This window comes from Pseudomonas sp. 05N36, from assembly GCF_056397385.1.
On the sequence record NZ_JBFTNH010000020.1, the window covers coordinates 44942 to 67729 of the forward strand.

Consider the following 22788-nt stretch of genomic DNA (forward strand, 5'->3'; position numbering starts at 1 on the left):
ACATGCCCTTGAGTGAATACATGACCGGTTACCCACTGGCGTTCGTTGTCACCGCACTCGTGCTCGGGCTGGTGATCGGCAGCTTTCTCAATGTGGTGGTCTGGCGCCTGCCGAAAATGCTTGAGGGCGACTGGCGGCAACAAGCCCTGGACGTACTGGGTTTACCGCCCGAAGCACCGGGCCCGACCTACAACCTGATACTGCCGCATTCACACTGCCCGCAGTGCGACCATCGAATCCGCGCCTGGGAAAACATTCCGCTGCTCAGTTACCTGGCACTGCGCGGCCGCTGCTCGAATTGCAAAGCGCCGATCAGCGCCCGCTACCCCTTGACCGAACTGGCCTGCGGCGTGCTCTCGGCGTTTGTCGCCTGGCACTTCGGCTTCGGCTGGCAGGCGGCTTGGGTGCTGGTCTTGAGTTGGGGGTTGCTGGCGATGTGTCTGATCGACGCCGACCACCAATTGCTGCCGGATGTGCTGGTATTGCCGTTGTTGTGGCTGGGTTTGATCGTCAACAGCTTCGAGCTTTTCGTGCCTTTGCAGGCGGCAATATGGGGGGCAGTAGCCGGCTACCTGCTGCTGTGGTCGGTGTATTGGCTGTTCAAGCTGATAACCGGCAAGGAAGGTATCGGCCACGGCGACTTCAAGCTCCTGGCGCTGCTTGGTGCCTGGGGCGGCTGGCAGATTCTGCCGCTGACGGTCCTGCTTTCATCGCTGGTGGGCGCGGTGGGAGGAGTGATTTTGCTGCGCCTGAAAGACGCCAACACCTCGACACCGATCCCCTTTGGCCCCTATCTGGCAATTGCCGGCTGGATTGCCTTGCTCTGGGGTGGTCAAATAGCCGGCTTCTATTGGCAGTTTGTCGGTTTCAAATGAATACCCCTGTGGAAAAACCCTGGATTCTCGGCCTGACCGGTGGCATCGGCAGCGGCAAAAGCGCAGCAGCCCAGCACTTCATCGATCTGGGTGTGCATGCGGTGGATGCCGATCATGCCGCACGCTGGGTGGTCGAACCCGGTCGCCCGGCGCTGGCGCAGATTGCCGAGCACTTCGGTGCCGGTGTGTTGCAAGCCGATGGCCAACTGAATCGCGCAGCGCTGCGCAAGCTGATCTTTGAAGTTCCCGAAGAACGCCGCTGGCTCGAAGCGTTGCTGCATCCGCTGATCGCTCAGGAGATCGCTGCTCACCTGGCACGCGCACAATCACCTTATGCGATTCTGGTGTCGCCGCTGTTGATCGAGTCCGGGCAGTACAAAATGACCCAGCGAGTGCTGGTGATCGACGCACCGGAACACTTACAGATCGAACGAACCCTGCAGCGCGACCAGACCAGCGAACAGCAGGTCCAGGCGATCCTCAAGGCCCAGTCCAGCCGTCAGGACCGCCTCAGCCATGCCGACGATGTGGTGGTCAACGACCGCGACCTCGCCTGGCTGCACAGCGAGGTCGAACGCCTGCATCACTTTTACCTTACTTTGCGTGGAGGCCAGTCATGAGCCAAACCCCAACCGTCGAATGCCCGACTTGCGGCGCCCCTGTTGAATGGACCCCTGAGAGCAAATTCCGGCCGTTTTGCTCGGACCGCTGCAAACTGATCGATCTGGGCGCCTGGGCTTCGGAAGAACACAAGATCCCGGTCAGCCCCGACTCTGAAGACGAGTTGTTCTCGGAAGATTTCGACCCGCGCCACTGATCCCGCCCCTCAGGGCCGCATGAACCCGTAGTCCTGGCTTTCGTCGAGATTCTCTGCCAGAAACTGCAACTCATCGGCCAAGTCCTCGACACTGCGTACGCCCTTGCTCTGCTGCACCACCGCACTGAGCAAGGCGCGCAGGCTCAACCCTGGTTCAAACCCTGCTTCATGCGCCGACTCCAGACTGTTGCGCAATTCCTGTCTTGCCCATTCGTAAACGCTCATGCCACTGCTCCTGAGGATTTTCCAGAGCATGGAATCGCAGCCGATTCGAGCATTTGATATGGATCAAGGCTTGTCGTCGTCCTTCCACGGCGCCGACAAATAACGCGTGCGGTTGAAGGTCTCCAGCCACTCCGGACAGAACACCACCAGCGAACTGATCACCATGCCGTTGATAAACGCCTCGGGGAAAATGATCAGCCACAGGTAACCGACAAAATCCTCCAGCCATTCCGGCATCGCAAAACGCTCGTCGAACCACAATAGCCCCAGCCCAGCCAGCAGGCAGAGCAACGCCGAAAGCCCGGCGGCCAAAAAGCCCGAGCAAAAGATATACACAAAGGGATTACGCGGTTGCGCCCGCTCCACCAGGATCGCGCAGCATTCGGTGATCAGCACCGGCAACAGAATCAACAATGCGCCATTGACCCCCATCGCGGCCAGGTCCTGACGCCCGAGCAGCACCAGTCCCACCTGCGCCACCAGCCCGCCGACAATCGCCAGCGGCCAGTCCAGCAATAACGTCACCGCCGTCATGCCGATGATGTGATAAGACACGCCGGTGTCGAAGTCCCGGCGCACCAGCCAGAGGACGAACAACGCGAACACCGTACCGAACAGCAAATGCTGACGCCGACTGTCGGTGAACAACTCGACCCACGGTGCTCGCACAACGGCCCAGATCAGCACCGGCACGTAGATCAGCCAGCCGACCGTGAGGGTTTCGGGCGAGAGCAATGCGGCACCGATCATCGCGGCAGGCACTCCCACGCCCACAACGGCACAAAACCCGGTAACCCTACTGAGCAGACCTTCACTCCAGACTCCTTCCTGAACCGAAACAAGCCTTGAGTCTACACCGCCCTGCACGCGCCCTCCGATCTCAGGCCCAGTGGCGTGGATCGCTCATCACTGCCTCATGCTCGGCGAACAGGCGCGGTAACTCCGCCTTGAGAAAATCCACCCAGGTTCGGACCTTTGCATCGAGAAAGCGCCGCGACGGGTACAACGCGTAGACATTGCGCTCACGCGGACGATAGCTCGGCAGCAGCCGCAGCAACGTGCCGTCGCTCAACGGCCGTGTCGCGGTATAAAACGGCAACAGACTGACCCCCATCCCCGCCTCGGAAGCCTTGACCATCGACTCGGCAACATTGCACTGAAACGTCTTCGCCGGGCTGACGCGGTGCTCACCCTCCTCGTCATGGAACACCCATTGATCGCTGTACAACGGATCGAGCATGCGCAGGCAGCGATGATCGTTCAAGGCCAGCGGCTTGTCTGGCACCCCCTGGCGTTGCAGGTAGTCGGGGGAGGCGCAGGGCACGCTGTAAATCTGCCCGACGACCTGGGCGACAAACTGTGAGTCGGCCAGCTCATGGGCAATCGAAATCACCACGTCATGGCCTCCTTCCAGCGGATCCGGATTGCGTTGCGACAAGGTCAGCTCGAACACCACATCAGGATAGCGTTCGGAGTATCGAGCGATCAGCGGCGTGATCAGCACACCCAGGCCATGCATGCTGTGAACCCGCAACCGTCCGCTGGGCTTGAGATGAGCCCCGCGCGCTTCGGCCGTAGCCTCCTCCATCTCTTCGAGTATTTGCCGACTGCGCAGCAAAAAGCGCTCGCCAGCCTCGGTCAGGCTCAAGCGCCGGGTGGTGCGTTGCAGCAGGCGCGCTTGCACATGCTGCTCCAGATCCGCGACCAACCGGGACACTTGCGCGGTCGAGAGTTCAAGTGCGTCGGCGGCGGCGGTAAAGCTGCCGCTGTCCACCACGCGGACAAACACCCGCAAGTTATTGAGCAGATCCATAGGCCCTCCTCAGGCACTGACTGTTGCGTTACACGTAAGGCTGCATCAGGCGTTTGCCCCTTTATCGGTAGCGGGCAAGGCATAGACTTCAATCATCGGACCCCACACGGAGCACACAACAATGAAAACCTTGATCAGCCTGTTTCTGACCGTTGCCGCCACCTCAGCCATGGCCGCCGGCAACGAACCCGCCACCCCGTACAACCCGTCACAACCGCTGGACATCGCCAAGGTGGTATCGGTGACAAACACCGCCACCGCCTGCGACGTCGTGCCGGCGACCATGGTCTACATCGATCATCAAGGCCAGACCCATCGCGTGACTTACCAGGTCATGGGCAGCTGCACGAGCGATCTGTGATCCCTGGCTCGCGGCACGACTCAAACGACCATCCGTTTCGCCTGCAACGCCAGATCATGCAGCCCGGCCAAGCGCGCCATGATGCGCTCGACCACTTCGACCCGGGCCAGCGCACCACTTTGCAGTTCGTCCATCGAGTGCAGCGCCACTTCGGCCTTTTCCAGCCCCAGACGCGTTGAGCCGGCCAACTGCTCGATACCTTGACGCGCATGCTCGGCTGACTGTTCCAGACCCGTCGCGATCTGCCTGATCTGCGCACTGGAATCCGCCGCCTGACGTGACAGATTGCGCACTTCGTCCGCCACCACTGCAAAGCCTCGGCCATGGCTGCCTGCCCGTGCCGCCTCGATGGCTGCGTTCAACGCCAGCAGATTGGTCTGTCGGGAAATATCCTGAATGCTGCCGACAATCGCACCGATGCGCATCGACTGAGCGCCGAGTTCATCGAATACTTGATCGAGACGCTGCATGTAGAGGTTCAGGTCCCCCAGCACACTGGCCGAAGACTGCATGCTCAGCGCACTCGCCTTCACCCGCTCGCCGGCCGTGCGCGCCAGTTGATTGGCAAAACGCATGTCTTCCTCGGTTTGCAGCACCGACTCGGTCAATTGCTCCAGCGTGAGGTGCACAATCGCACCGGGCCATTCGCGCTCGGGTTGCACTGCCGGGGTCGGGGGCTCAATCAGCTCCACGCTCGGCACGGGAGTTTCAGACTCAAGCAGCGGCGTCACTGTCACCGGTGGCTGTCGACGATACAGCGCCGCAGCGAACAGCAATGCGAGGTTGATCCCGCCAGCCAGCAGCAGCCGCTCATTATCGCCCCAGGCCAACATCACAGCGCCCACGCCAGCACTCATCAACAACAAACCCGCACCGATCTTGCGCGGCCCGCGCTCTTGCGCGCCGGTCATAGCAGCGTCCAGGTGTAACTGAGGATCAAGCGGTTTTCGTCGATATCACTGCGGTAGTTGGAACGCGCCACGGCGTTGCGCACGCGTATCCCGAGACCTTTGAGGGTGCCGCTCTGCAGCACATAACCGAGATCGAGATCGCGTTCGYGGTCCTTGCCTTCGAAACCCTTGCCGGTGTCGACGTTGTTGCCGGTGATGTAACGCACAGTGCTGGTCAGCCCCGGCACCCCGAGGGCGGCGAAGTCGTAGTCATAGCGCGCCTGCCAGGAGCGTTCGTCGGTGTAGGCGAACTCGTAGGTCGGCACCTCGTTACCCAGCGGCGAGATGTTGGCGAAGACCCGTGGGAAGGCGCTGTCGCCATACATCCCCTGATAACCGACATAGAACGTATGGCCGCCATGCTTGGCCGAGAGCAAGGAGAAGAACGCCCGGTTGTCGATGCTGCCCAGCAACTTTTTACCGTCCTCACGGGAGTCGTAGTAGCCCAGGTTGGCGCCCAGGGTCCAGTCGCCCAACGGTTCACTGTGCTTGAGGCCGAGGAAGCGCTGGTTGTAGATATCTTCCAGTTGCCCGTACCAGGCGCTGACCGAGGTGCGTTTGTCATTGAAGGCGTAATCGGCGCCCGCAAAGTTGAAGCCGTCACTGCTGGCCTGGCGCTGCGGCACATGGCCGAGCATCGCCTGCATCTTTTGCTCGCCGGACTCGTTGCGCAGGCTGGTCGAACTCAAATGCCCTGCCTGCAAGGTCAGGCCGTTGATCTCGTTGGAGCTGATGCTCGCCCCTTGGTAGCTCGGCGGCAGCAAGCGAATATCGCTGAAGGCCAGCACCGGCAGGTTGGGTTGCAATTCACCGACCTTCAATTCGGTACGTGAGTAACGCAGCTTCAATGCGCCGGCCAGACGACTGTAATCATCCGCCGCGCGCCCATCGCTCTGTACCGGCAACAACCCGGTATTGACCCGGTCCGGACTGCTGTCGAGCTTGAGGCCGAGCAAGCCGATGACATCCACGCCGACACCGATGGTGCCCTGGGTGTAACCGGATTTGACGTTAAGGATGAAGCCTTGGGCCCACTCCTCGGCCTTCGACTGTTTGTTGGCCCCGACAATGTCGGAGAAGTCGCGGCTGAAGTAGTAATTGCGCGCCTGCAAGGTGGCGCTGGTGTCTTCGATAAAGCCGCCCTCGGCGGCCATCAAGCCACTGGAGAAACCCGAGGCGACCGCCAGGGACGCCACTGAACCAAACGTGGGGAGAATCTGTTTCATCGCTTTTCTCTTATTGTTATTGATCGACAGGTTGGCGAACGCCACCCGCAGCGTTGCGATGCGGGTGGTGGGAGTCAGACGCTGGACGGCACCAGTCTCGAGGCGACGTCTTTGCTGCTGCGTTGGCTGCTGATGGCGAACACGGTCATGGCGATGGCGGCGACCGCCCCTGGCAAGGCGAACGCCATGAAGTTCAGTTGCAGCGGCAGACTGATCCCCAGTAACGCACCGCCCAGCAGCGGGCCGACAATGGCCCCGTTGCGACCGATACCCGAGGCCCAGCCCAAACCGGTGGAACGAATGGCCATGGAGTAAAACTGTGCGGCGCAGGCGTACAACAGGATCTGCGAGCCGATCGTGGTGGCGCCGGCAATGGCGATCAGCAGATAGAGCACCGGCATCGGGCTGTTGAAGCCGAGCAAGGTGATCGATACGGCGGCGATGGCGAAGAACGCCGCCAAGACCCTCGGCAAGTTGAGTTTGTCACCCAACACGCCGCCGCCGACCGCGCCGAAGATGGCACCGAAGTTCAGTACCAGCAGGAATGACAGACTCGAACCCAGGCTATAACCGGCGTTGGCCATCAGTTTCGGCAGCCAGGAGCTCAAGGCATACACCATCAACAGGCAGCAGAAAAACGCCAGCCACAGCATCAGCGTGCGCATCGCCCGGCCTTCACGAAACAGCTGTAAAACCGGGGTGCCGCGGCCTTTTACTTCGGTCATGTGCAGTTGATCGGTGGCTTGCGCAACATAAGCCGGGTCAACCCGTTGGAGAACCTTGCGCGCCTGTTCATTGCGGCCCTGACGCAGCATGAAACCTACCGACTCGGGCAAGAAGTACATGATCAGCGGCAACAGCAGCAACGGCACAATCGCCACATAAAACACCGACTGCCAGCCGAAGCTCGGGATCAGCACGATACCGAGCCCGGCCGAGAGCATGCCGCCCACCGAGTAGCCGCTGAACATGATCGCTACCAGGGTGCTGCGGATTCTTTTCGGCGCGTACTCGTTCATCAGCGCCACCACGTTGGGCATCACCCCGCCAATCCCCAGCCCGGCGATGAACCGGCAAATGCCAAATTCAGTGGGGTTGCCGGCAAAACCATTGAGTACGGTAAAACCGCTGAAGAGCATCACGCACAGGGTGATGGCTTTTTTGCGGCCGATCCTGTCCGACAGCGGGCCGAAAAACAGTGCCCCGAACATCATGCCGAACAGTGCATAACTGCCTAATGCACCTGCCTGCAGAGGACTCAGCCCCCAGTCCCTCATCAGCATCGGCAGCACCACGCCGTAGATCACCAGATCGTAACCATCGAAGATGATGATCAGGGCACACCAGCACAGCACCCTCCAGTGAAAACGGTTGAAGCGTGCGTTGTCGATAACCTCATGTACGTCGATCGTGCGCATGGCATCTTTTCTCTTGTTGTTGTTTTTTTAAGAGCTTCGGTAACGCGGTAAACGTCCGTACAGCCAAGGGTAGGGACGCTTGGCGCGCGGCAATATCCGCTTTGTGCAGATCGCTATCCGTTTTGTGCAGTGCCCTGGACCGGGCTTTGGAGGAAGATCGCTGGATGCTTGCAACGATGAAGACTCGGGAAAGTTTTTCCTCTCCGACAAACTGTCTTCTTTGCGATCGCATTTGAACGCTAAGCTTGGCCTATGGATGACTCAGATTATTTGCGCCTGCTGACCATCGCGGCCGAGCAAGCCAACGCGTTCCTTTCCAATGCCCGCAAATGGGAGCGTGAGCGTTGGGTTTGCCAACGCCTGCTGCAAGGCTTGAACATTCCCTACCGCGTCGACGAATTCACCCCCGCCGGTGAACCGCCGGACGTACTGTTTCGCGAGGCGAATTTCGAGGTGTTCTTCGTGCTCGACGAAGGTCGACGACTCAATGACGAGTGGCGCGACGAACTGCAACGCCGGCGCAGTGCGTTCTCCCTGAGCCAACTGGTGCGCCGCGAAGCCAAGCCGAGGCGTATTCCAGCCAACGAGTTCTTGCTGAGGCTGGCACCGACCTTGCGCAAAAAAGCGCACAACTACAAAGAGCGGGGGATGGACCTGGGGGAACTGGACATCATCGCCTTCGCCAGCCTCAAGCGCGAAGTGCTTGACCTCAACAGCCATTTCCCGCCGCCGACCGAATACCTGCGCCAGGGGTGGCGCTCGCTGTCACTGGTCGGCCCGACCTTCGCCCGAGTGCTGTTTGCCCATCCCGATGCACCGGACTTTTTACGCAGCAATCTGGGGCGCAGCATCCTCTTCGACGTCGGGATCAGCCTGTGAACCCACGACAGCAATTGTTGGCGCCCCTGCTGTAGCTTCTATACATTTAGCAACGTCTACCTGACGAGGGCTTATCATGACCAGCCGCCTGAAACCCGACGACCAGCAGCATGTCGAAGAGTATCTGCAACTGTCCCAGAACCGAGTCGAGCGCCGGCCTTTCCGGCCGTGGATGCTCCTCGTGGTGGTATTGGCAGTGACCATTGGCCTGGGCCTTGTGAGCCGACTTATCAGTTACCTGACGCTATGAGCAGCGTGGCGCTCGCTCGGGTAATTGCACCGATTTCCTTTAGCCTTGCGAGATATCCCCATGACTCATCGTATTGTCATCGTTGGCGGCGGCGCCGGCGGTCTGGAGTTGGCTACCCGTCTGGGTAAGACTCTGGGCAAGCGTGGCACCGCCAGTGTGATGCTGGTCGACGCGAACCTGACGCACATCTGGAAACCGCTGTTGCATGAAGTGGCGGCCGGTTCCTTGAACTCTTCCGAAGACGAACTCAACTATGTCGCCCAGGCAAAATGGAACCACTTCGAGTTCCAGCTGGGGCGCATGAGCGGGCTCGATCGCGCACAGAAAAAAATCCAGCTGGCGGCTACCTACGATGAAAATGGCCGGGAACTGGTGCCGGCACGCGAAGTGGCTTACGACTCGCTGGTGATTTCGGTCGGCAGCACCACCAACGATTTCGGCACCCAGGGCGCGGCGCAACACTGCCTGTTCCTCGACACCCGTAAACAGGCCGAGCGCTTCCACCAGCAATTGCTCAACCACTACCTGCGCGCCCACGCCGGGCAATCCGATGCGGTGCAACAGATCAGCGTGGCCATCGTCGGCGCGGGTGCCACCGGCGTCGAACTGGCGGCGGAACTGCACAACGCGGCCCACGAACTGGCGGCGTACGGCCTGGACCGGATTCTGCCGGAAAACATGCACATCACCCTGATCGAAGCCGGCCCACGGGTGCTACCTGCCCTGCCGGAGCGGATCGGCGGCCCTGTGCATAAAACCCTGGAGAAGCTCGGGGTCAAGGTGCTGACCAACGCAGCGGTCAGTGAAGTGACTGCCGATGCGCTGATCACGGCCAGCGGCCAGGAGATCAAGGCCAGCCTGAAAGTCTGGGCAGCCGGAATCCGTGCGCCGGGTTTCCTCAAGGACATCGATGGCCTGGAAACCAACCGGATCAACCAGCTGCAAGTGCTGCCGACCCTGCAAACCACCCGCGACGAAAACATTTTCGCCTTTGGTGACTGCGCGGCCTGCCCGCAACCGGGCACCGATCGCAACGTACCGCCACGTGCGCAAGCCGCACACCAACAAGCCTCGCTGCTGGCCAAATCGTTGAAACTGCGCATAGAAGGCAAGCCGTTGCCGACGTACAAGTACACCGATTACGGCTCCCTGATCTCGCTATCGCGTTTTTCGGCTGTGGGTAACTTGATGGGCAACCTGACCGGCAGCGTAATGCTCGAAGGCTGGCTGGCACGGATGTTTTACGTGTCGCTGTACCGCATGCACCAGGTCGCGCTGTACGGCCCGTTCCGCACGGCGATGCTGATGCTCGGCAGCAGGATTGGTCGCGGCACTGAACCGCGTCTGAAGCTGCACTAACAAAACCAGTGATGTGGGAGCGAGCCTGCTCGCGATAGCGGACTGCCAGTTAACTCAATGTTGACTGACCTATCGCCATCGCGAGCAGGCTCGCTCCCACATTTTTTATCGCTCAAATTTACACCTGAAAGCGCCGCACCATGCCTTGCAACGCGCTGGCCAGTTGCGACAGTTCATGGCTGGAAGCGCTGGTCTGATCCGCACCTGCCGCAGAACGCACCGACAAATCACGGATGTTCACTAGATTGCGATCCACTTCCCGCGCCACTTGCGCCTGCTCTTCGGCAGCACTGGCGATTACCAGATTGCGCTCGTGAATTTCATGCACCGACGCGGTGATGGTTTGCAGGGCTTCGCCCGCCCGCTCGGCCAGTAGCCGCGTACTGGCGGCACGGGAGGCGCTGGCCTGCATGGACTCGAGTGCCAGGCTCGAGCCGTTGCGCATGCCCTGCACCATCTGCTCGATTTCCTGGGTCGACTGCTGCGTGCGATGCGCCAGCGCGCGCACTTCATCGGCCACCACCGCAAAACCCCGACCGCTTTCCCCCGCCCGGGCAGCTTCAATCGCCGCATTGAGGGCCAATAAATTGGTTTGCTCGGCAATGGCGCGAATCACATCCAGCACTTTGCCGATGTCCTGGGATTGGTTGGCCAGTGACTGCACGAGTTCACCGGTGTGCTGCACATCGTTGGCCAGGGCGCTGATGGCACTGGCGGTTTCGCTGACCCGCTCCTGCCCCAGTTGCGCCGACTCACTGGACTGGCGGGTCGCATCGGAAGTCGACACCGCATTGCGCGCGACTTCCTCCACGGCGGTGGTCATTTCGTTGACCGCAGTCGCCGCCTGTTCGATCTCGTTGTTCTGCTGTTGCAGGCCCTGAGTGCTGTCGAAGGTCACCGCGTTCAACTCATCCGCGGCTGTGGCCAATTGCGTGGCCGAACCGCTTATGCCTTGCAGGGTTTCCCGAAGGTTGCGCTGCATGGTCGCCAGCGCCTTGAGCAAACGACTGACTTCGTCGTTGCCATGGGTTTCGATGGGTTGGGTCAGGTCGCCCCGCGCCACGTTTTCGGCTGCATTCAGGGCTTCGCTCAGAGGGCGCACAATGCTGCGGGTCAGCAACATGGCGAGTCCGACGGTCGCCAGAGCGGCCAGACCGATGAACAGGCTGACAATCAGGCGCGAGGATTGGTAATGCGCTGCCGAGTTCTGGCTTTCAGTGGCCACCTGTTTGGCGAACAGTTCTGCCAGGTCATTGAGCTGTTTGCCGGATCCGTCGACTACGGTTTTCATGTCGACCAGCAGCAGCTTGGTCAATTCGTCACGCCGACCCTGTTCGGCCAGGACGAAAGACTGGGCGATGCCAGAACGATAGGCCGCGAAGGTTTTTTTGAACTGGTCATACAACCCTTTGCCTTCGGCAGTGGTGACCAGCTTGTCGTAGGCGGCAATCTTGTCGCTCAGTTCCTTGTCGCGGGTGTCCATCTGGCTGCGGTACTGCGCAATGTTCTTCAGATCCGGGTCCAGGGCCATGCGCAAGGAAATGGTACGGATGCGCAACATGATCTCGCGGATCTCGTCACCACCACGAATGCTCGGCAACCATTGGTTCTCGACCGCGACTTCGCTGTCGCGAATGCTCGACATCTGTCCCAGCGCGAACACGCCAAGCAAGGCGACCAGCACTGCAATAAGGGCAAATCCCAATGCTGCGCGAGGAGCGATATTCAACTGACGAAGTAACATAACGAGCGCCCTTTTTCTTGTTGTGGCTTGAGTAAAGGGGCGTGACTGCCGCAGTCCCCCGTCAGCTCGTTATCGGCAGGTTGTACGATGACTTGAAGGCAATGGGGCTTTTTCAACAGGCAAAAAAAAATCCCCGTATCTTTCGATACGAGGATTTTTAATATGGTCGGGGTAAGGGGATTCGAACTCCTGACATCCTGCTCCCAAAGCAGGCGCGCTACCGGACTGCGCTATACCCCGGTAAAAAAAAGGCACCCTTTACAAGGCGCCTTCTTCGATCAGCGCTTTTGGCCTCTGATCTTAAGATTCGATTCCAGCGCTAACTGGTTTCAAAAATGGTGGGTCGTGTGGGATTCGAACCTACGACCAATTGGTTAAAAGCCAACTGCTCTACCAACTGAGCTAACGACCCAAAAATGGTCGGGGTAAGGGGATTCGAACTCCTGACATCCTGCTCCCAAAGCAGGCGCGCTACCGGACTGCGCTATACCCCGGTTTGAAATTGGCTCCGTGACCAGGACTCGAACCTGGGACCCAATGATTAACAGTCATTTGCTCTACCGACTGAGCTATCACGGAACTACATATTTCAATTACAACTGTGAAGCTTGCTTCACCTCTTCGACCCGTTCGCATCGCTGCGTTCGTGTGTCTGAGGCGCGCTATTCTACAATCTTAAGCACCTCTGTCAACCCCCTAAATTGCTTTCAAGACAATGATTTGCAACTTATTTCAGATTTCTCCTTGGGGAGAAGAAACCGCTGGGGCGACTTACTGCGGGGCGCACTTTACAAGCCTTTTCCTTACAGTTCAACACCCTAAGAAAAAAAAGGCCCCGCGATGCGGGGCCTCCTTCATTACCGCGCTGCGAACGGTCAGTTGAAAACGATTTCGTCGTTCGCCACAGTGGCCGTCACGGTGGTGCCTGGCAGGAAAGTGCCGGCCAGAATCAGCTGTGCCAACGGGTTCTCGATCCAGCGCTGGATCGCTCGTTTGAGCGGCCGTGCGCCATAGACCGGGTCGTAACCCACTGCAATCAACTTATCCAGCGCCTCGCTGCTCAGCGTCAGTTTCAGCTCGCGCTCAGCCAGACGGCCGCGCAGGCGACCCAACTGGATCTCGGTAATGCCGGCAATCTGATCCCGTGCCAATGGCTCGAAGATCACCACTTCGTCGATCCGGTTGATGAACTCCGGACGGAAGTGCGTCGACACCGCATCCATCACCGCAGCACGCTGCGCCTCACGATCACCGACCAGTTCCTGGATCTGCACCGAACCCAGGTTGGAGGTCATGACGATCACCGTATTACGGAAATCCACGGTACGCCCGTGGCTGTCGGTCAGACGGCCATCTTCCAACACTTGCAGCAGCACGTTGAACACGTCCGGGTGGGCCTTCTCGACCTCGTCCAGGAGGATCACCGAATACGGCTTGCGACGCACCGCCTCGGTCAGGTAACCGCCCTCCTCGTAGCCCACGTAGCCCGGTGGTGCGCCGATCAGCCGCGCCACGGAATGTTTCTCCATGAACTCGGACATATCGATCCGCACCATCGCCTCTTCGGTATCAAAGAGGAATTCGGCCAAGGCTTTGCACAACTCGGTTTTACCGACACCGGTCGGGCCGAGGAACATGAACGAACCGCTTGGGCGATTCGGGTCGGACAACCCGGCACGCGAACGGCGCACGGCGTTGGCCACCGCCACCACGGCTTCGTTCTGGCCGATCACGCGTTGGTGCAACAGGCTTTCCATCTTCAGCAGTTTGTCGCGCTCGCCTTCGAGCATTTTCGACACGGGAATACCGGTCCATTTCGACACGACTTCGGCGATCTCTTCTTCAGTCACCTTGCTGCGCAGCAACTGGTTTTCACTCTTGCCGTGCTGGTCGACCATTTGCAGGCTGCGTTCCAGGTCCGGGATCACCCCGTACTGCAATTCGGCCATGCGGTTGAGGTCACCTTTGCGGCGGGCAGCTTCCAGTTCCTGGCGGGACTGTTCGATTTTCTGCTGGATCTGCGCAGAACCCTGCACTTCGGCTTTTTCCGAATTCCAGATTTCTTCGAGGTCCGAGTACTCGCGCTCGTGACGGACGATTTCTTCCTGAAGCTTTTCAAGGCGCTTCTTCGCCGCTTCGTCGCTTTCTTTCTTCAGCGCCTGGGATTCAACCTTCAGTTGAATCAAGCGCCGCTCCAGACGATCCAGCACTTCCGGCTTGGAGTCGATCTCCATGCGAATGCGGCTGGCCGCTTCGTCGATCAGGTCGATGGCCTTGTCCGGCAACTGACGGTCGGTAATGTAGCGATGGCTCAACTTGGCCGCCGCAATGATCGCGCCATCGGTGATCGCCACCTTGTGGTGAACCTCGTAGCGCTCTTTCAGGCCACGCAGGATCGCGATGGTGTCTTCTTCGCTCGGCTCGTCCACCAGGACCTTCTGGAAGCGCCGCTCAAGGGCCGCGTCCTTCTCGATATATTGGCGATACTCGTTGAGCGTGGTCGCACCGACGCAATGCAGCTCGCCACGGGCCAGGGCCGGTTTGAGCATGTTACCGGCGTCCATCGAGCCTTCGGCCTTACCGGCGCCGACCATAGTGTGCAGTTCGTCGATGAACAGGATGATCTGGCCTTCCTGCTTCGACAGTTCGTTGAGCAGGGATTTCAGGCGTTCTTCGAACTCGCCGCGGTACTTGGCACCGGCAATCAGCGCGCCCATGTCCAGCGACAGCAGGCGTTTGCCTTTCAGGCCATCCGGCACTTCGCCGTTGATGATGCGCTGGGCCAGGCCTTCGGCGATGGCGGTTTTACCCACGCCAGGCTCACCGATCAGCACCGGGTTGTTCTTGGTGCGGCGTTGCAGGACCTGGATGGTCCGGCGAATCTCGTCGTCACGGCCGATCACCGGGTCGAGCTTGCCTTCTTCGGCGCGCTTGGTCAGGTCAATGGTGTATTTGTCCAGCGCCTGACGCGATTCCTCGACATTGGCGTCATTCACTGCTTCGCCGCCACGCAGGTTGTTGATCGCGTTTTCCAGGGCTTTCTTGCTCACGCCCTGACCGAGCAGCAACTTGCCGAGCTTGCTGTTCTCGTCCATGGCGGCGAGCAGTACCAGCTCGCTGGAGATGAACTGGTCACCCTTCTGCTGGGCCAGGCGATCGGCCTGGTTGAGCAGACGCGCCAAGTCCTGCGACATGTTCACGTCGCCGGTGGGATTCTGGATTTTCGGCAGACGGTCGAGCTCTTTGCTCAACTCTTTGCGCAGGCTGTTGATGTCAAAACCGACTTGCATCAGCAACGGCTTGATCGAGCCGCCCTGCTGCTCCAGCAGCGCTTGCATCAGGTGCGCAGGTTCAATACCCGGATGATCGAGGCCGACAGCCAGGGATTGGGCATCGGACAAGGCTAACTGCAATTTACTGGTTAAACGGTCTATACGCATTGGTCACCTTCCTTTGAGCAGGCCGGAGCGATGGACACACCTAAATAGAGAAACCTGCCAGATACCCCACTAGATGCGGTCAATTCTGGAAGATTCAAGCAGCGTTTGATTGACGCAGATCAGATAAGTCTAGCGTTCGAGCCAGACCAGGGAAGCAAACCGACCGGTGCGCGGACTGCGGCGGTAAGAGAAGAAGCGTGGATCGGTCACGGTGCAGAAGCCGCCACCGTAAACAGCAGTAACACCGCAGGCTGCCAGGCGCAGGCGCGCCAGCGTATAGATGTCGGCCATGAACTTGCCGGCGTTTTGGCTCGGGACGAAGGCCTGATCGGTTTCCGCGAGTTGCCGGACAAAGGTTTCGCGAACTTCCGGGCCAACTTCAAAGGCTTTTGGACCAATGGCCGGGCCGAGCCAGACCAGCACCTCGGCAGGGTCTACGGCCAGGCTTTCGACGGTGGCCTCCAGCACACCCGCCGCCAGACCGCGCCAACCGGCGTGAGCGGCAGCGACACGGGTGCCGGCACGGTCACAGAACAACGCTGGCAGGCAGTCCGCCGTCATTGCCGTACAGGCGATGCCCGGCGTGGCCGTCCAGCTGGCATCAGCTGTCGCCACTGCAGTCGGGTCGGCATAGGCCACGGTAACCCCGTGAATCTGTTGCAACCAGGCCGGTTGAATAGAGAAATGATCGGTGAGGCGACGGCGGTTCTCGGCAACCGCTTCAGGGTTGTCGTCGACGTGATCGCCCAGATTGAGGCTGTCGAACGGCGCCAGACTGACGCCGCCCGCCCGGGTGGAGACGCAGGCTTTTACCCGGGCCGGCGCGGGCCAGTCAGGAATCAGCCAGTCAATCATCCGATGAACGCCTCACGGTCTTGCTTGAGCAGCGACAGCAACCAGACGAAATCGTCCGGCAGTGGCGACTCCCAGCTCATGCGTTTACCGGTGGTCGGATGATCCAGTTCCAGGAAACGCGCATGCAGCGCCTGACGCGGGAAATGTTTCAGCGATTCAACCATGGTCACACTGGCTGCCGGCGGAATACGGAAGCGACCGCCGTAGGCGGGATCTCCGACCAACGGGAAGTTGATGTGGGCCATGTGCACGCGAATCTGGTGCGTACGACCGGTTTCCAGCTTGACCCGCACGTGAGTGTGGGAGCGGAAACGCTCGAGCACGCGGTAATGACTGACCGCCTGCTTGCCACCTTCCATCACCGCCATGCGCTGGCGTTGCTGGCCGTGACGACCGATCGGCGCGTTGATCTTGCCGCCGGCAGTGACCACGCCGATCACGATGCATTCGTAGATCCGGCTGACGCTGCGGCTCTGCAACTGAGTGACCAGCTGCGTCTGCGCCTGAATGGTCTTGGCCACCACCATCAGACCGGTGGTGTCCTTGTCCAGACGGTGCACGATACCGGCGCGCGGCACATTGATGATGTCCGGCACGTGGTGCAGCAAGGCGTTGAGCAAGGTGCCGTCGGCGTGACCGGCGGCAGGATGCACCACCAGGCCCGCAGGCTTGTTGATCACCAGGATGTCGTCATCTTCATAGACGATGTCCAGCTCGATGTCTTGAGCGATCCATTCGCCCTGAGCTTCCTGCTCGGCAGTGAGTTCAAGGATGGCGCCGCCGTGGACGATGTCTCGCGGGCGGATAACCGCTCCATCCACAGTCAGGCGGCCGTCTTTGATCCAGGCGGAAAGGCGCGAGCGCGAGTGCTCAGCGAATAATTGTGCGGCGACTTGATCGAGGCGTTGGCCGCCCAGTTCGGACGGCACCTCTGCGCGAAGTTCAATTTTATCGGACATGCTCAGACTAGGCGTCGGCTACAGCCTTTGGTTTCGGCTGCGCGCTTGTGGTTAAATACGGCGTCTTTTGCCCCGAGGCTTTTCAACGGGGCACTCATCATAACAGGACGGCCCCGCCCAAGACAGCGGCCGTCATAGGGACGCAAGCCGCCATGCAAGTGAAACACCTGCTGCTGATCGCCATCCTCGCATTGACCGCTGCTTGCTCATCGAAGGAAGTCGTCGACGAAAACCTGAGCGAGGTCGAGCTGTACCAGCAGGCCCAGCACGATCTGGATAACAATAGCTATACCAGCGCTACCGCCAAGCTGAAGGCTCTGGAATCGCGTTATCCGTTCGGCCGCTATGCTGATCAGGCTCAACTCGAACTGATTTATGCGAACTACAAGAACGCCGAGCCGGAGGCTGCCAAGTCCGCCGCCGAGCGTTTTATCCGCCTGCACCCGCAGCACCCGAACGTAGACTACGCGTACTACCTCAAGGGCCTGACCTCCTTTGACCAGGACGTCGGCCTGCTGGCGCGCTTCCTGCCGCTGGACATGACCAAGCGTGACCCGGGCGCCGCACGTGACTCCTACAACGAGTTCGCCCAGCTCACCAGCCGTTACCCGAACAGCCGCTACGCGCCAGACGCCAAGCAACGCATGATTTATCTGCGCAACCTGCTGGCGTCCTACGAAATTCACGTAGCCGACTACTACCTGACCCGTCAGGCGTACGTTGCAGCAGCCAACCGTGGTCGTTATGTCGTGGAAAACTTCCAGGAAACCCCTTCGGTCGGTGACGGCCTGGCGGTGATGGTCGAGTCCTACCAGCGCCTGCACCTGGACGAACTGGCCAATACCAGCCTCGAAACGCTGAAGCTCAACTACCCGAACCACCCAACCCTGGTCGACGGCCAGTTCGTGCCACGGGTAGCCGAAGCCGACAACCGTTCGTGGCTGAGCAAGGCTACTCTGGGCCTGATCGAATCCCGTCCACCGCTGCCGCCGGGCGAAACCCGCGCCAACCAGGACGTGATGAAGCAGTTCCAGGACGCCAAGGACGCGATCCCTGCCGAACTCAAGCCTAAAGAAGGCGATGCGGTTGAAGAACAGCCGCACGAGGCCGAAGGCAAAAGCAGCGACCGCTCGTGGTTCAGCCGCCTGACCTTCGGTGTGTTCGACTGACACCTTGGGGCACCAAAAAGGGAGACTTTCGAGTCTCCCTTTTTTATGGCCGCGTTTTATTGCGCTGTGCGCTTCTCCAGTCCTTGGCTAAACTGCCGGATTATTCATTGCAAAGCGGTTCATCATGCTTCGTTTACTGTTCTGGATTGCCCTGATTGCTGCAGCAGTATGGTTCTGGCGCAAGTTCAAGCGCCCAGACGAAACCTCCCATGCGTCCAGCGAACTCGATGCACCGCCCATGGTTCGTTGCGCCCATTGCGGTGTACACCTGCCACGCGACCGCGCGCTGAGCCTTCAACAGCAGTGGTATTGCAGCCAGGCTCACCTCGAGCAAGGCCCGAGTTCACGTGATCGCTGAGATCTCCAGTCTCGGCGACAAACAGGCCCAGCGACTGCTGCGCCTCTATCATTTCTACCGTTTAAGCATCGGCCTCCTTCTGGTGCTGTTGATCTCCAGCAACATGGACAACCAGTTGCTGGAATTCACCAATGACGACCTGCTGCGCACCGGCAGTTGGTTGTACCTGATTCTGAATATCCTGCTGGTGGTGTTTGCGGGAAACCCCAGGCAACCCGCACAGATCTTCGGCCTCACGCTGGTTGATATCCTGCTGTTGTCAGTGCTGTTCTATGCCGCAGGTGGCGTCCCCAGCGCCATCGGCAATCTGCTGATCGTGTCCGTGGCGATCGGCAATACACTGCTGCGCCGGCGCATCGGCCTGCTGCTCGCGGCGGTCGCCGCCATCGGTATCGTTTCCCTGACTTTCGCCCTGAGCGGCAGCCACCCGACTGGCGCCAATCACTACTTGCAAGCCGGCACCCTGGGCGCCCTGTGCTTTGCTGCAGCGTTGCTGGTGCAAGGCCTGACCCGACAACTGGAGGTCAGCGAGAGTCTGGCCCAGCAGCGCGCCAGCGAAGTGGTCAGCCTGGAAGCGCTCAATGCGCTGATCCTGCAACGCATGCGCACCGGCATCCTGGTGCTCGACAGTGAGCGTAGGGTTCAGTTGGCCAATCACAGCGCCTTGAGTCTGTTTGGCCAGACACACCTCGACGGCCAGCTCATCGACGATTATTCGACAGCCCTGGTCGAGCGCCTGCAACTCTGGTTCAACAACCCGACCTTGCGCCCACAAAGCCTGAAAGTCGCCCGTACCGGCCTGGAACTGCAACCGAGCTTCATCGCGCTGGGCCTGAACGAACAACGCCAGACCCTGGTATTTCTCGAAGACCTCGCCCAGGTCGCGCAACAGGCCCAGCAACTCAAGCTTGCAGCACTGGGCCGGCTGACCGCAGGCATTGCCCATGAAATCCGCAATCCGTTAGGTGCCATCAGCCACGCGGCGCAGTTGCTGAACGAGTCTGAGGAACTGATGGGCGCCGACCGGCGTCTGACGCAGATTATTCAAGACCACTCTCAACGCATGAACCGAGTGATAGAAAACGTCCTGCAGCTTTCACGGCGCCAGCAATCCGCGCCGCAACGGCTCGACTTGAAACAGTGGCTGGAGCAGTTCGTGCGAACGGTCCGGGAACATGCGACAGATCGTCAGCAGATTCATCTGAGCATGGGCGCAGGGCCTTTCACCACCTTGATGGACCCCGATCAACTGACTCAGGTGCTCGATAACCTGCTGCGCAATGCCTGGCGCCACAGCGCCCTTGCACACGAGGAGGCCGAGGTCCGGCTCACGCTGTTTGTCGATCCCGACAGCCAGCTTCCCACCCTTGAGGTGCAGGACAACGGCCCCGGCGTCCCAGCGGAGCAGCAAGCGCATCTATTCGAGCCTTTCTACACCACCAGTAGCCAGGGCACTGGCCTGGGTCTCTATCTGTCCCGTGAGCTGTGCGAAAGCAACCAGGCCCGCCTAGACTTCAAACCACGCCAAGGCGGCGGCTGCTTTCGTATCACCTTTGCTCACGGACGGAAACAAAGTTGAAGACAAGCTCACGGCAAAAAGTCCTGATCGTCGATGACGAACCGGATATACGCGAACTTCTGGAAATCACCCTCGGCCGAATGAAACTCGACACGCTGAGCGCGCGTAATGTCAGCGAAGCGCGGTCGTTGCTGACCCAGGAGCGGTTCGACCTGTGCCTGACCGACATGCGGTTGCCCGACGGTACCGGCCTGGAGCTGGTGCAGCACATTCAGCTGACTCATCCATACGTGCCCGTGGCGATGATCACCGCTTATGGCAGCCTCGATACCGCCATCAACGCGCTGAAAGCCGGGGCCTTCGACTTCCTGACCAAACCGGTGAACCTCACCCGGCTGCGCGAGCTGGTGGTCAGCGCCCTGCGCTTGCCGGTCGCGGGCGACGCGGCAAGTGCCATCGATCGCCGGTTGCTCGGCGACTCAGTGCCCATGCGCAGCCTGCGCAAGCAAATCGACAAACTGGCGCGCAGCCAGGCACCGGTGTACATCAGCGGCGAATCCGGCAGCGGCAAGGAACTGGTCGCCCGGCTGATTCATGAACAAGGTCCACGCAGCAGCCAGCCGTTTGTGCCGGTCAACTGCGGGGCGATTCCGTCCGAATTGATGGAAAGCGAGTTTTTCGGTCATCGCAAAGGCAGTTTCAGCGGCGCCATCGAAGATAACCCCGGGCTGTTCCAGGCGGCCAATGGCGGGACACTGTTTCTCGATGAAGTGGCTGACTTGCCGCTGGCGATGCAGGTCAAATTGCTGCGCGCGATTCAGGAGAAGGCGGTACGCAGCATTGGTGGACAACAGGAAGCCATCATCGATGTGCGAATACTCTGCGCCACCCATAGGGATCTGGATGCTGAAGTGGCCGCCGGGCGCTTTCGGCAGGATTTGTACTATCGGCTGAATGTCATCGAGTTGCGCGTCCCGCCGCTACGCGAACGCCGTGACGACATCGAGCTACTGGCCAGTCATGTGCTCAAGCGTCTCGCGGCGGTCAGCGGCTTGCCGGCCGCCCATCTCCAGCCGCAAGCCCTCGAAGCGCTCAAGCATTACCGTTTTCCGGGCAATGTCCGCGAGCTGGAGAACATGCTCGAACGCGCGTACACCCTGTGTGAAAACAAGCAGATCGAAGCCAGCGACCTGCGCCTGACTGACGGTAATTGCAGCGCCGAAACCGGATTGCCGGACCTGACGAAAATCGACAATCTTGAGCAGTACCTGGAGAACGTCGAACGCAAACTGATTCTCCAGGCGCTCGAAGAAACCCGCTGGAACCGCACAGCGGCGGCCCAACGGTTGAACCTGTCGTTTCGGTCGATGCGTTACAGGCTGAAAAAGCTGGGGCTGGAATAAGACCCTAAAAGATCGCAGCCTAAATCCGGCCCACGGGTGCATAAGGCGCCGGATCAATAACCGGTTCTCGCCCCAGCATTACATCCGCAAACAACTGACACGACGCCGGCGCCAGCACCAAGCCGTTGCGGTAATGCCCGCAATTGAGCCATAACCCGGCAAATCCGGGCACGGCGCCAATATACGGAATCCCTTCCGGCGAACCCGGCCGCAGCCCTGCCCAATGCCCGACCACCTCGGCCTCGGCCAGCGCCGGAATCAGCTCGACCGCCGAGGCCTTGAGGCTTTCCAGCGCGGACTCGGTCGGCGTCTTGTCGAACCCTTCGTGCTCCAGCGTGCTGCCGATCAGGATGTGTCCGTCCCGGCGCGGAATGGCGTAACGGCCCTTGGCCAGAACCATGCTCGACAGGAAGTCCGACGCGCACTTGTAGAGAATCATCTGCCCCTTGACCGGCTCGACCGGTAGATCCAGGCCCAGGGTTTTCAGTAAATCACCGCTCCAGGCGCCAGCGGTCAGTACTACCTGATCGCCATGGATCGGGCCTTTTGAGCTCTCGACGCCCACCACCGCATCGCCTTCACGAATGAACGCGCTGACTTCGCACTGTTCATGAATGGTCACGTTGGGCAGCGCCAGCAAGGCCGCCTTGAGGGACTTGACCAGTCGCGGGTTACGCACGTTAGCGACATCGGCCATGTAGATTGCCCGCGAGAACCCCTGCCCCAATACCGGCACGGCATCGTGAGCAGCCGAGATATCCACAGGGCTCAGCGGACGATGTTCGCGTTTTGCCCAGGCCAGCGCCTCCGCCTCGTCATCCAGATCCAGCCAGTACAGGCCCGTGGTGTGCACCTCGGGATCGACTCCGGTGCTCGCAAACAGACGTTCAGCCAGTTGTGGATAAAAATCCTGGGACCAGTGGGCCAATGCAGTGACCGCCGGGCTGTAGCGCCACGGGTACAGCGGCGAAACGATGCCGCCACCGGCCCAGGAAGACTCCTGCCCCACGTTCGAGCGATCCAGCAGGACCACGCTCTGCACGTGCGACGCCAGATTAAACGCGGTCAGCAGGCCGATCACCCCACCGCCGACAATCACCACTTGCTGTTGCTTGGCCATCATCTGATCCAACGATAAAAAAGACAGGAGGCGCCAAACGCGCCCGAG

At 60.1% G+C, this 22788-nt stretch carries 21 protein-coding genes, 4 tRNA genes and 1 pseudogene; 11 read left to right on the forward strand and 15 right to left on the reverse strand.

All coding sequences use genetic code 11. The features are described from left to right. The first annotated feature begins 2 nt into the window (after nucleotides 1-2). Genes AC1DIH_RS22265 through yacG form a run of 3 tightly spaced genes read left to right on the forward strand, consistent with a single transcriptional unit; the run spans nucleotide 3 to nucleotide 1692 of the window. Entirely contained in the window at nucleotides 3-875 is an 873-nt protein-coding gene (locus AC1DIH_RS22265; protein WP_477773318.1) for a prepilin peptidase, read from the forward strand. Then, nucleotides 872-1495, forward strand: coding sequence for a dephospho-CoA kinase (coaE, locus tag AC1DIH_RS22270; RefSeq protein ID WP_427532277.1), 624 nt, complete (start codon nucleotides 872-874; stop codon nucleotides 1493-1495). Before AC1DIH_RS22265 ends, coaE begins: the two co-directional genes overlap by 4 nt. After that, on the forward strand, nucleotides 1492-1692 hold the full coding sequence (gene yacG / locus AC1DIH_RS22275) for a DNA gyrase inhibitor YacG (protein WP_427532279.1): 201 nt from the start codon (nucleotides 1492-1494) through the stop codon (nucleotides 1690-1692). The genes coaE and yacG overlap by 4 nt, the downstream gene beginning before the upstream one ends. Before the next feature lie 9 nt (nucleotides 1693-1701). On the opposite strand, the gene AC1DIH_RS22280 is transcribed toward yacG, so the two are convergent. From AC1DIH_RS22280 to AC1DIH_RS22290, 3 genes are all read right to left on the reverse strand, one after another. Further along, nucleotides 1702-1917: a hypothetical protein gene (locus tag AC1DIH_RS22280; protein ID WP_477773319.1), complete on the reverse strand. Its 216-nt coding sequence runs from the start codon at nucleotides 1915-1917 to the stop codon at nucleotides 1702-1704. A gap of 63 nt (nucleotides 1918-1980) precedes the next feature. Then, nucleotides 1981-2667 carry an energy-coupling factor ABC transporter permease gene (locus AC1DIH_RS22285; RefSeq protein ID WP_477773320.1) on the reverse strand — a complete coding sequence of 229 codons (687 nt, stop codon included), beginning with the start codon at nucleotides 2665-2667 and terminating at the stop codon, nucleotides 1981-1983. Between the two features lie 130 nt (nucleotides 2668-2797). After that, nucleotides 2798-3730: a LysR family transcriptional regulator gene (locus tag AC1DIH_RS22290; protein ID WP_477773321.1), complete on the reverse strand. Its 933-nt coding sequence runs from the start codon at nucleotides 3728-3730 to the stop codon at nucleotides 2798-2800. 121 nt (nucleotides 3731-3851) lie between these two features. Here AC1DIH_RS22290 and AC1DIH_RS22295 point away from each other — a divergent pair, with 121 nt between their 5' ends. Beyond that, complete coding sequence (locus tag AC1DIH_RS22295) at nucleotides 3852-4091, forward strand: DUF2790 domain-containing protein (RefSeq protein WP_477773322.1); 240 nt, start codon at nucleotides 3852-3854, stop codon at nucleotides 4089-4091. Between the two features lie 20 nt (nucleotides 4092-4111). Here AC1DIH_RS22295 and AC1DIH_RS22300 read toward each other — a convergent pair. The 3 genes and pseudogenes from AC1DIH_RS22300 to AC1DIH_RS22310 form a co-directional block, all read right to left on the reverse strand. Further along, nucleotides 4112-4504: pseudogene (locus AC1DIH_RS22300) on the reverse strand (methyl-accepting chemotaxis protein); the annotation flags it as partial. Nucleotides 4505-4998: 494 nt separating this feature from the next. After that, complete coding sequence (locus tag AC1DIH_RS22305; protein WP_477773323.1) at nucleotides 4999-6267, reverse strand: OprD family porin; 1269 nt, start codon at nucleotides 6265-6267, stop codon at nucleotides 4999-5001. A 74-nt stretch (nucleotides 6268-6341) separates the two neighbouring features. Continuing rightward, nucleotides 6342-7685 carry an aromatic acid/H+ symport family MFS transporter gene (locus AC1DIH_RS22310; RefSeq protein WP_477773324.1) on the reverse strand — a complete coding sequence of 448 codons (1344 nt, stop codon included), beginning with the start codon at nucleotides 7683-7685 and terminating at the stop codon, nucleotides 6342-6344. Between the two features lie 252 nt (nucleotides 7686-7937). Here AC1DIH_RS22310 and AC1DIH_RS22315 point away from each other — a divergent pair, with 252 nt between their 5' ends. The 3 genes from AC1DIH_RS22315 (at nucleotide 7938) to AC1DIH_RS22325 (ending at nucleotide 10173) form a co-directional block, all read left to right on the forward strand. Then, on the forward strand, nucleotides 7938-8564 hold the full coding sequence (locus tag AC1DIH_RS22315; protein WP_019691642.1) for a DUF1780 domain-containing protein: 627 nt from the start codon (nucleotides 7938-7940) through the stop codon (nucleotides 8562-8564). A 76-nt stretch (nucleotides 8565-8640) separates the two neighbouring features. Next, a complete protein-coding gene (locus AC1DIH_RS22320) occupies nucleotides 8641-8814 on the forward strand; it encodes a DUF3094 family protein (protein ID WP_054595534.1) in 174 nt (57 codons plus the stop codon). A gap of 60 nt (nucleotides 8815-8874) precedes the next feature. After that, nucleotides 8875-10173 carry an NAD(P)/FAD-dependent oxidoreductase gene (locus AC1DIH_RS22325; protein WP_477773325.1) on the forward strand — a complete coding sequence of 433 codons (1299 nt, stop codon included), beginning with the start codon at nucleotides 8875-8877 and terminating at the stop codon, nucleotides 10171-10173. A 118-nt stretch (nucleotides 10174-10291) separates the two neighbouring features. Here the strand turns inward: AC1DIH_RS22325 and AC1DIH_RS22330 are convergent, their stop codons facing one another. The 8 genes from AC1DIH_RS22330 to rluD form a co-directional block, all read right to left on the reverse strand. Beyond that, nucleotides 10292-11917, reverse strand: a complete 1626-nt coding sequence (locus AC1DIH_RS22330; RefSeq protein ID WP_477773326.1) for a methyl-accepting chemotaxis protein — start codon at nucleotides 11915-11917, stop codon at nucleotides 10292-10294. Nucleotides 11918-12080: 163 nt separating this feature from the next. Further along, nucleotides 12081-12157 (reverse strand) — tRNA-Pro (locus AC1DIH_RS22335). Between the two features lie 96 nt (nucleotides 12158-12253). Next, a tRNA-Lys gene (locus AC1DIH_RS22340) sits at nucleotides 12254-12329 on the reverse strand. A gap of 5 nt (nucleotides 12330-12334) precedes the next feature. After that, nucleotides 12335-12411: transfer RNA gene (locus AC1DIH_RS22345), tRNA-Pro, on the reverse strand. A 9-nt stretch (nucleotides 12412-12420) separates the two neighbouring features. Then, nucleotides 12421-12496, reverse strand: a tRNA-Asn gene (locus tag AC1DIH_RS22350). Nucleotides 12497-12792: 296 nt separating this feature from the next. After that, a complete protein-coding gene (gene clpB, locus AC1DIH_RS22355) occupies nucleotides 12793-15357 on the reverse strand; it encodes an ATP-dependent chaperone ClpB (protein WP_477773327.1) in 2565 nt (854 codons plus the stop codon). Between the two features lie 129 nt (nucleotides 15358-15486). Continuing rightward, nucleotides 15487-16212 carry a peptidoglycan editing factor PgeF gene (gene pgeF / locus AC1DIH_RS22360; protein WP_477773328.1) on the reverse strand — a complete coding sequence of 242 codons (726 nt, stop codon included), beginning with the start codon at nucleotides 16210-16212 and terminating at the stop codon, nucleotides 15487-15489. Beyond that, nucleotides 16209-17171, reverse strand: a complete 963-nt coding sequence (gene rluD / locus AC1DIH_RS22365) for a 23S rRNA pseudouridine(1911/1915/1917) synthase RluD (RefSeq protein ID WP_054595530.1) — start codon at nucleotides 17169-17171, stop codon at nucleotides 16209-16211. The genes pgeF and rluD overlap by 4 nt, the downstream gene beginning before the upstream one ends. A gap of 152 nt (nucleotides 17172-17323) precedes the next feature. Here rluD and AC1DIH_RS22370 point away from each other — a divergent pair, with 152 nt between their 5' ends. From AC1DIH_RS22370 to AC1DIH_RS22385, 4 genes are all read left to right on the forward strand, one after another. Next, nucleotides 17324-18340, forward strand: coding sequence for an outer membrane protein assembly factor BamD (locus AC1DIH_RS22370; RefSeq protein WP_054595529.1), 1017 nt, complete (start codon nucleotides 17324-17326; stop codon nucleotides 18338-18340). Nucleotides 18341-18464: 124 nt separating this feature from the next. After that, nucleotides 18465-18698 (forward strand): PP0621 family protein, encoded by a 234-nt coding sequence (locus AC1DIH_RS22375; protein ID WP_427532309.1) that lies wholly within the window; start codon nucleotides 18465-18467, stop codon nucleotides 18696-18698. Next, nucleotides 18688-20277 carry a sensor histidine kinase gene (locus tag AC1DIH_RS22380; RefSeq protein WP_477773329.1) on the forward strand — a complete coding sequence of 530 codons (1590 nt, stop codon included), beginning with the start codon at nucleotides 18688-18690 and terminating at the stop codon, nucleotides 20275-20277. Before AC1DIH_RS22375 ends, AC1DIH_RS22380 begins: the two co-directional genes overlap by 11 nt. Further along, nucleotides 20274-21620 carry a sigma-54-dependent transcriptional regulator gene (locus AC1DIH_RS22385; protein ID WP_477773330.1) on the forward strand — a complete coding sequence of 449 codons (1347 nt, stop codon included), beginning with the start codon at nucleotides 20274-20276 and terminating at the stop codon, nucleotides 21618-21620. Before AC1DIH_RS22380 ends, AC1DIH_RS22385 begins: the two co-directional genes overlap by 4 nt. A 19-nt stretch (nucleotides 21621-21639) precedes the next feature. Here the strand turns inward: AC1DIH_RS22385 and thiO are convergent, their stop codons facing one another. Further along, on the reverse strand, nucleotides 21640-22740 hold the full coding sequence (gene thiO, locus AC1DIH_RS22390) for a glycine oxidase ThiO (protein ID WP_477773331.1): 1101 nt from the start codon (nucleotides 22738-22740) through the stop codon (nucleotides 21640-21642). Between the last annotated feature and the right edge of the window lie 48 nt (nucleotides 22741-22788).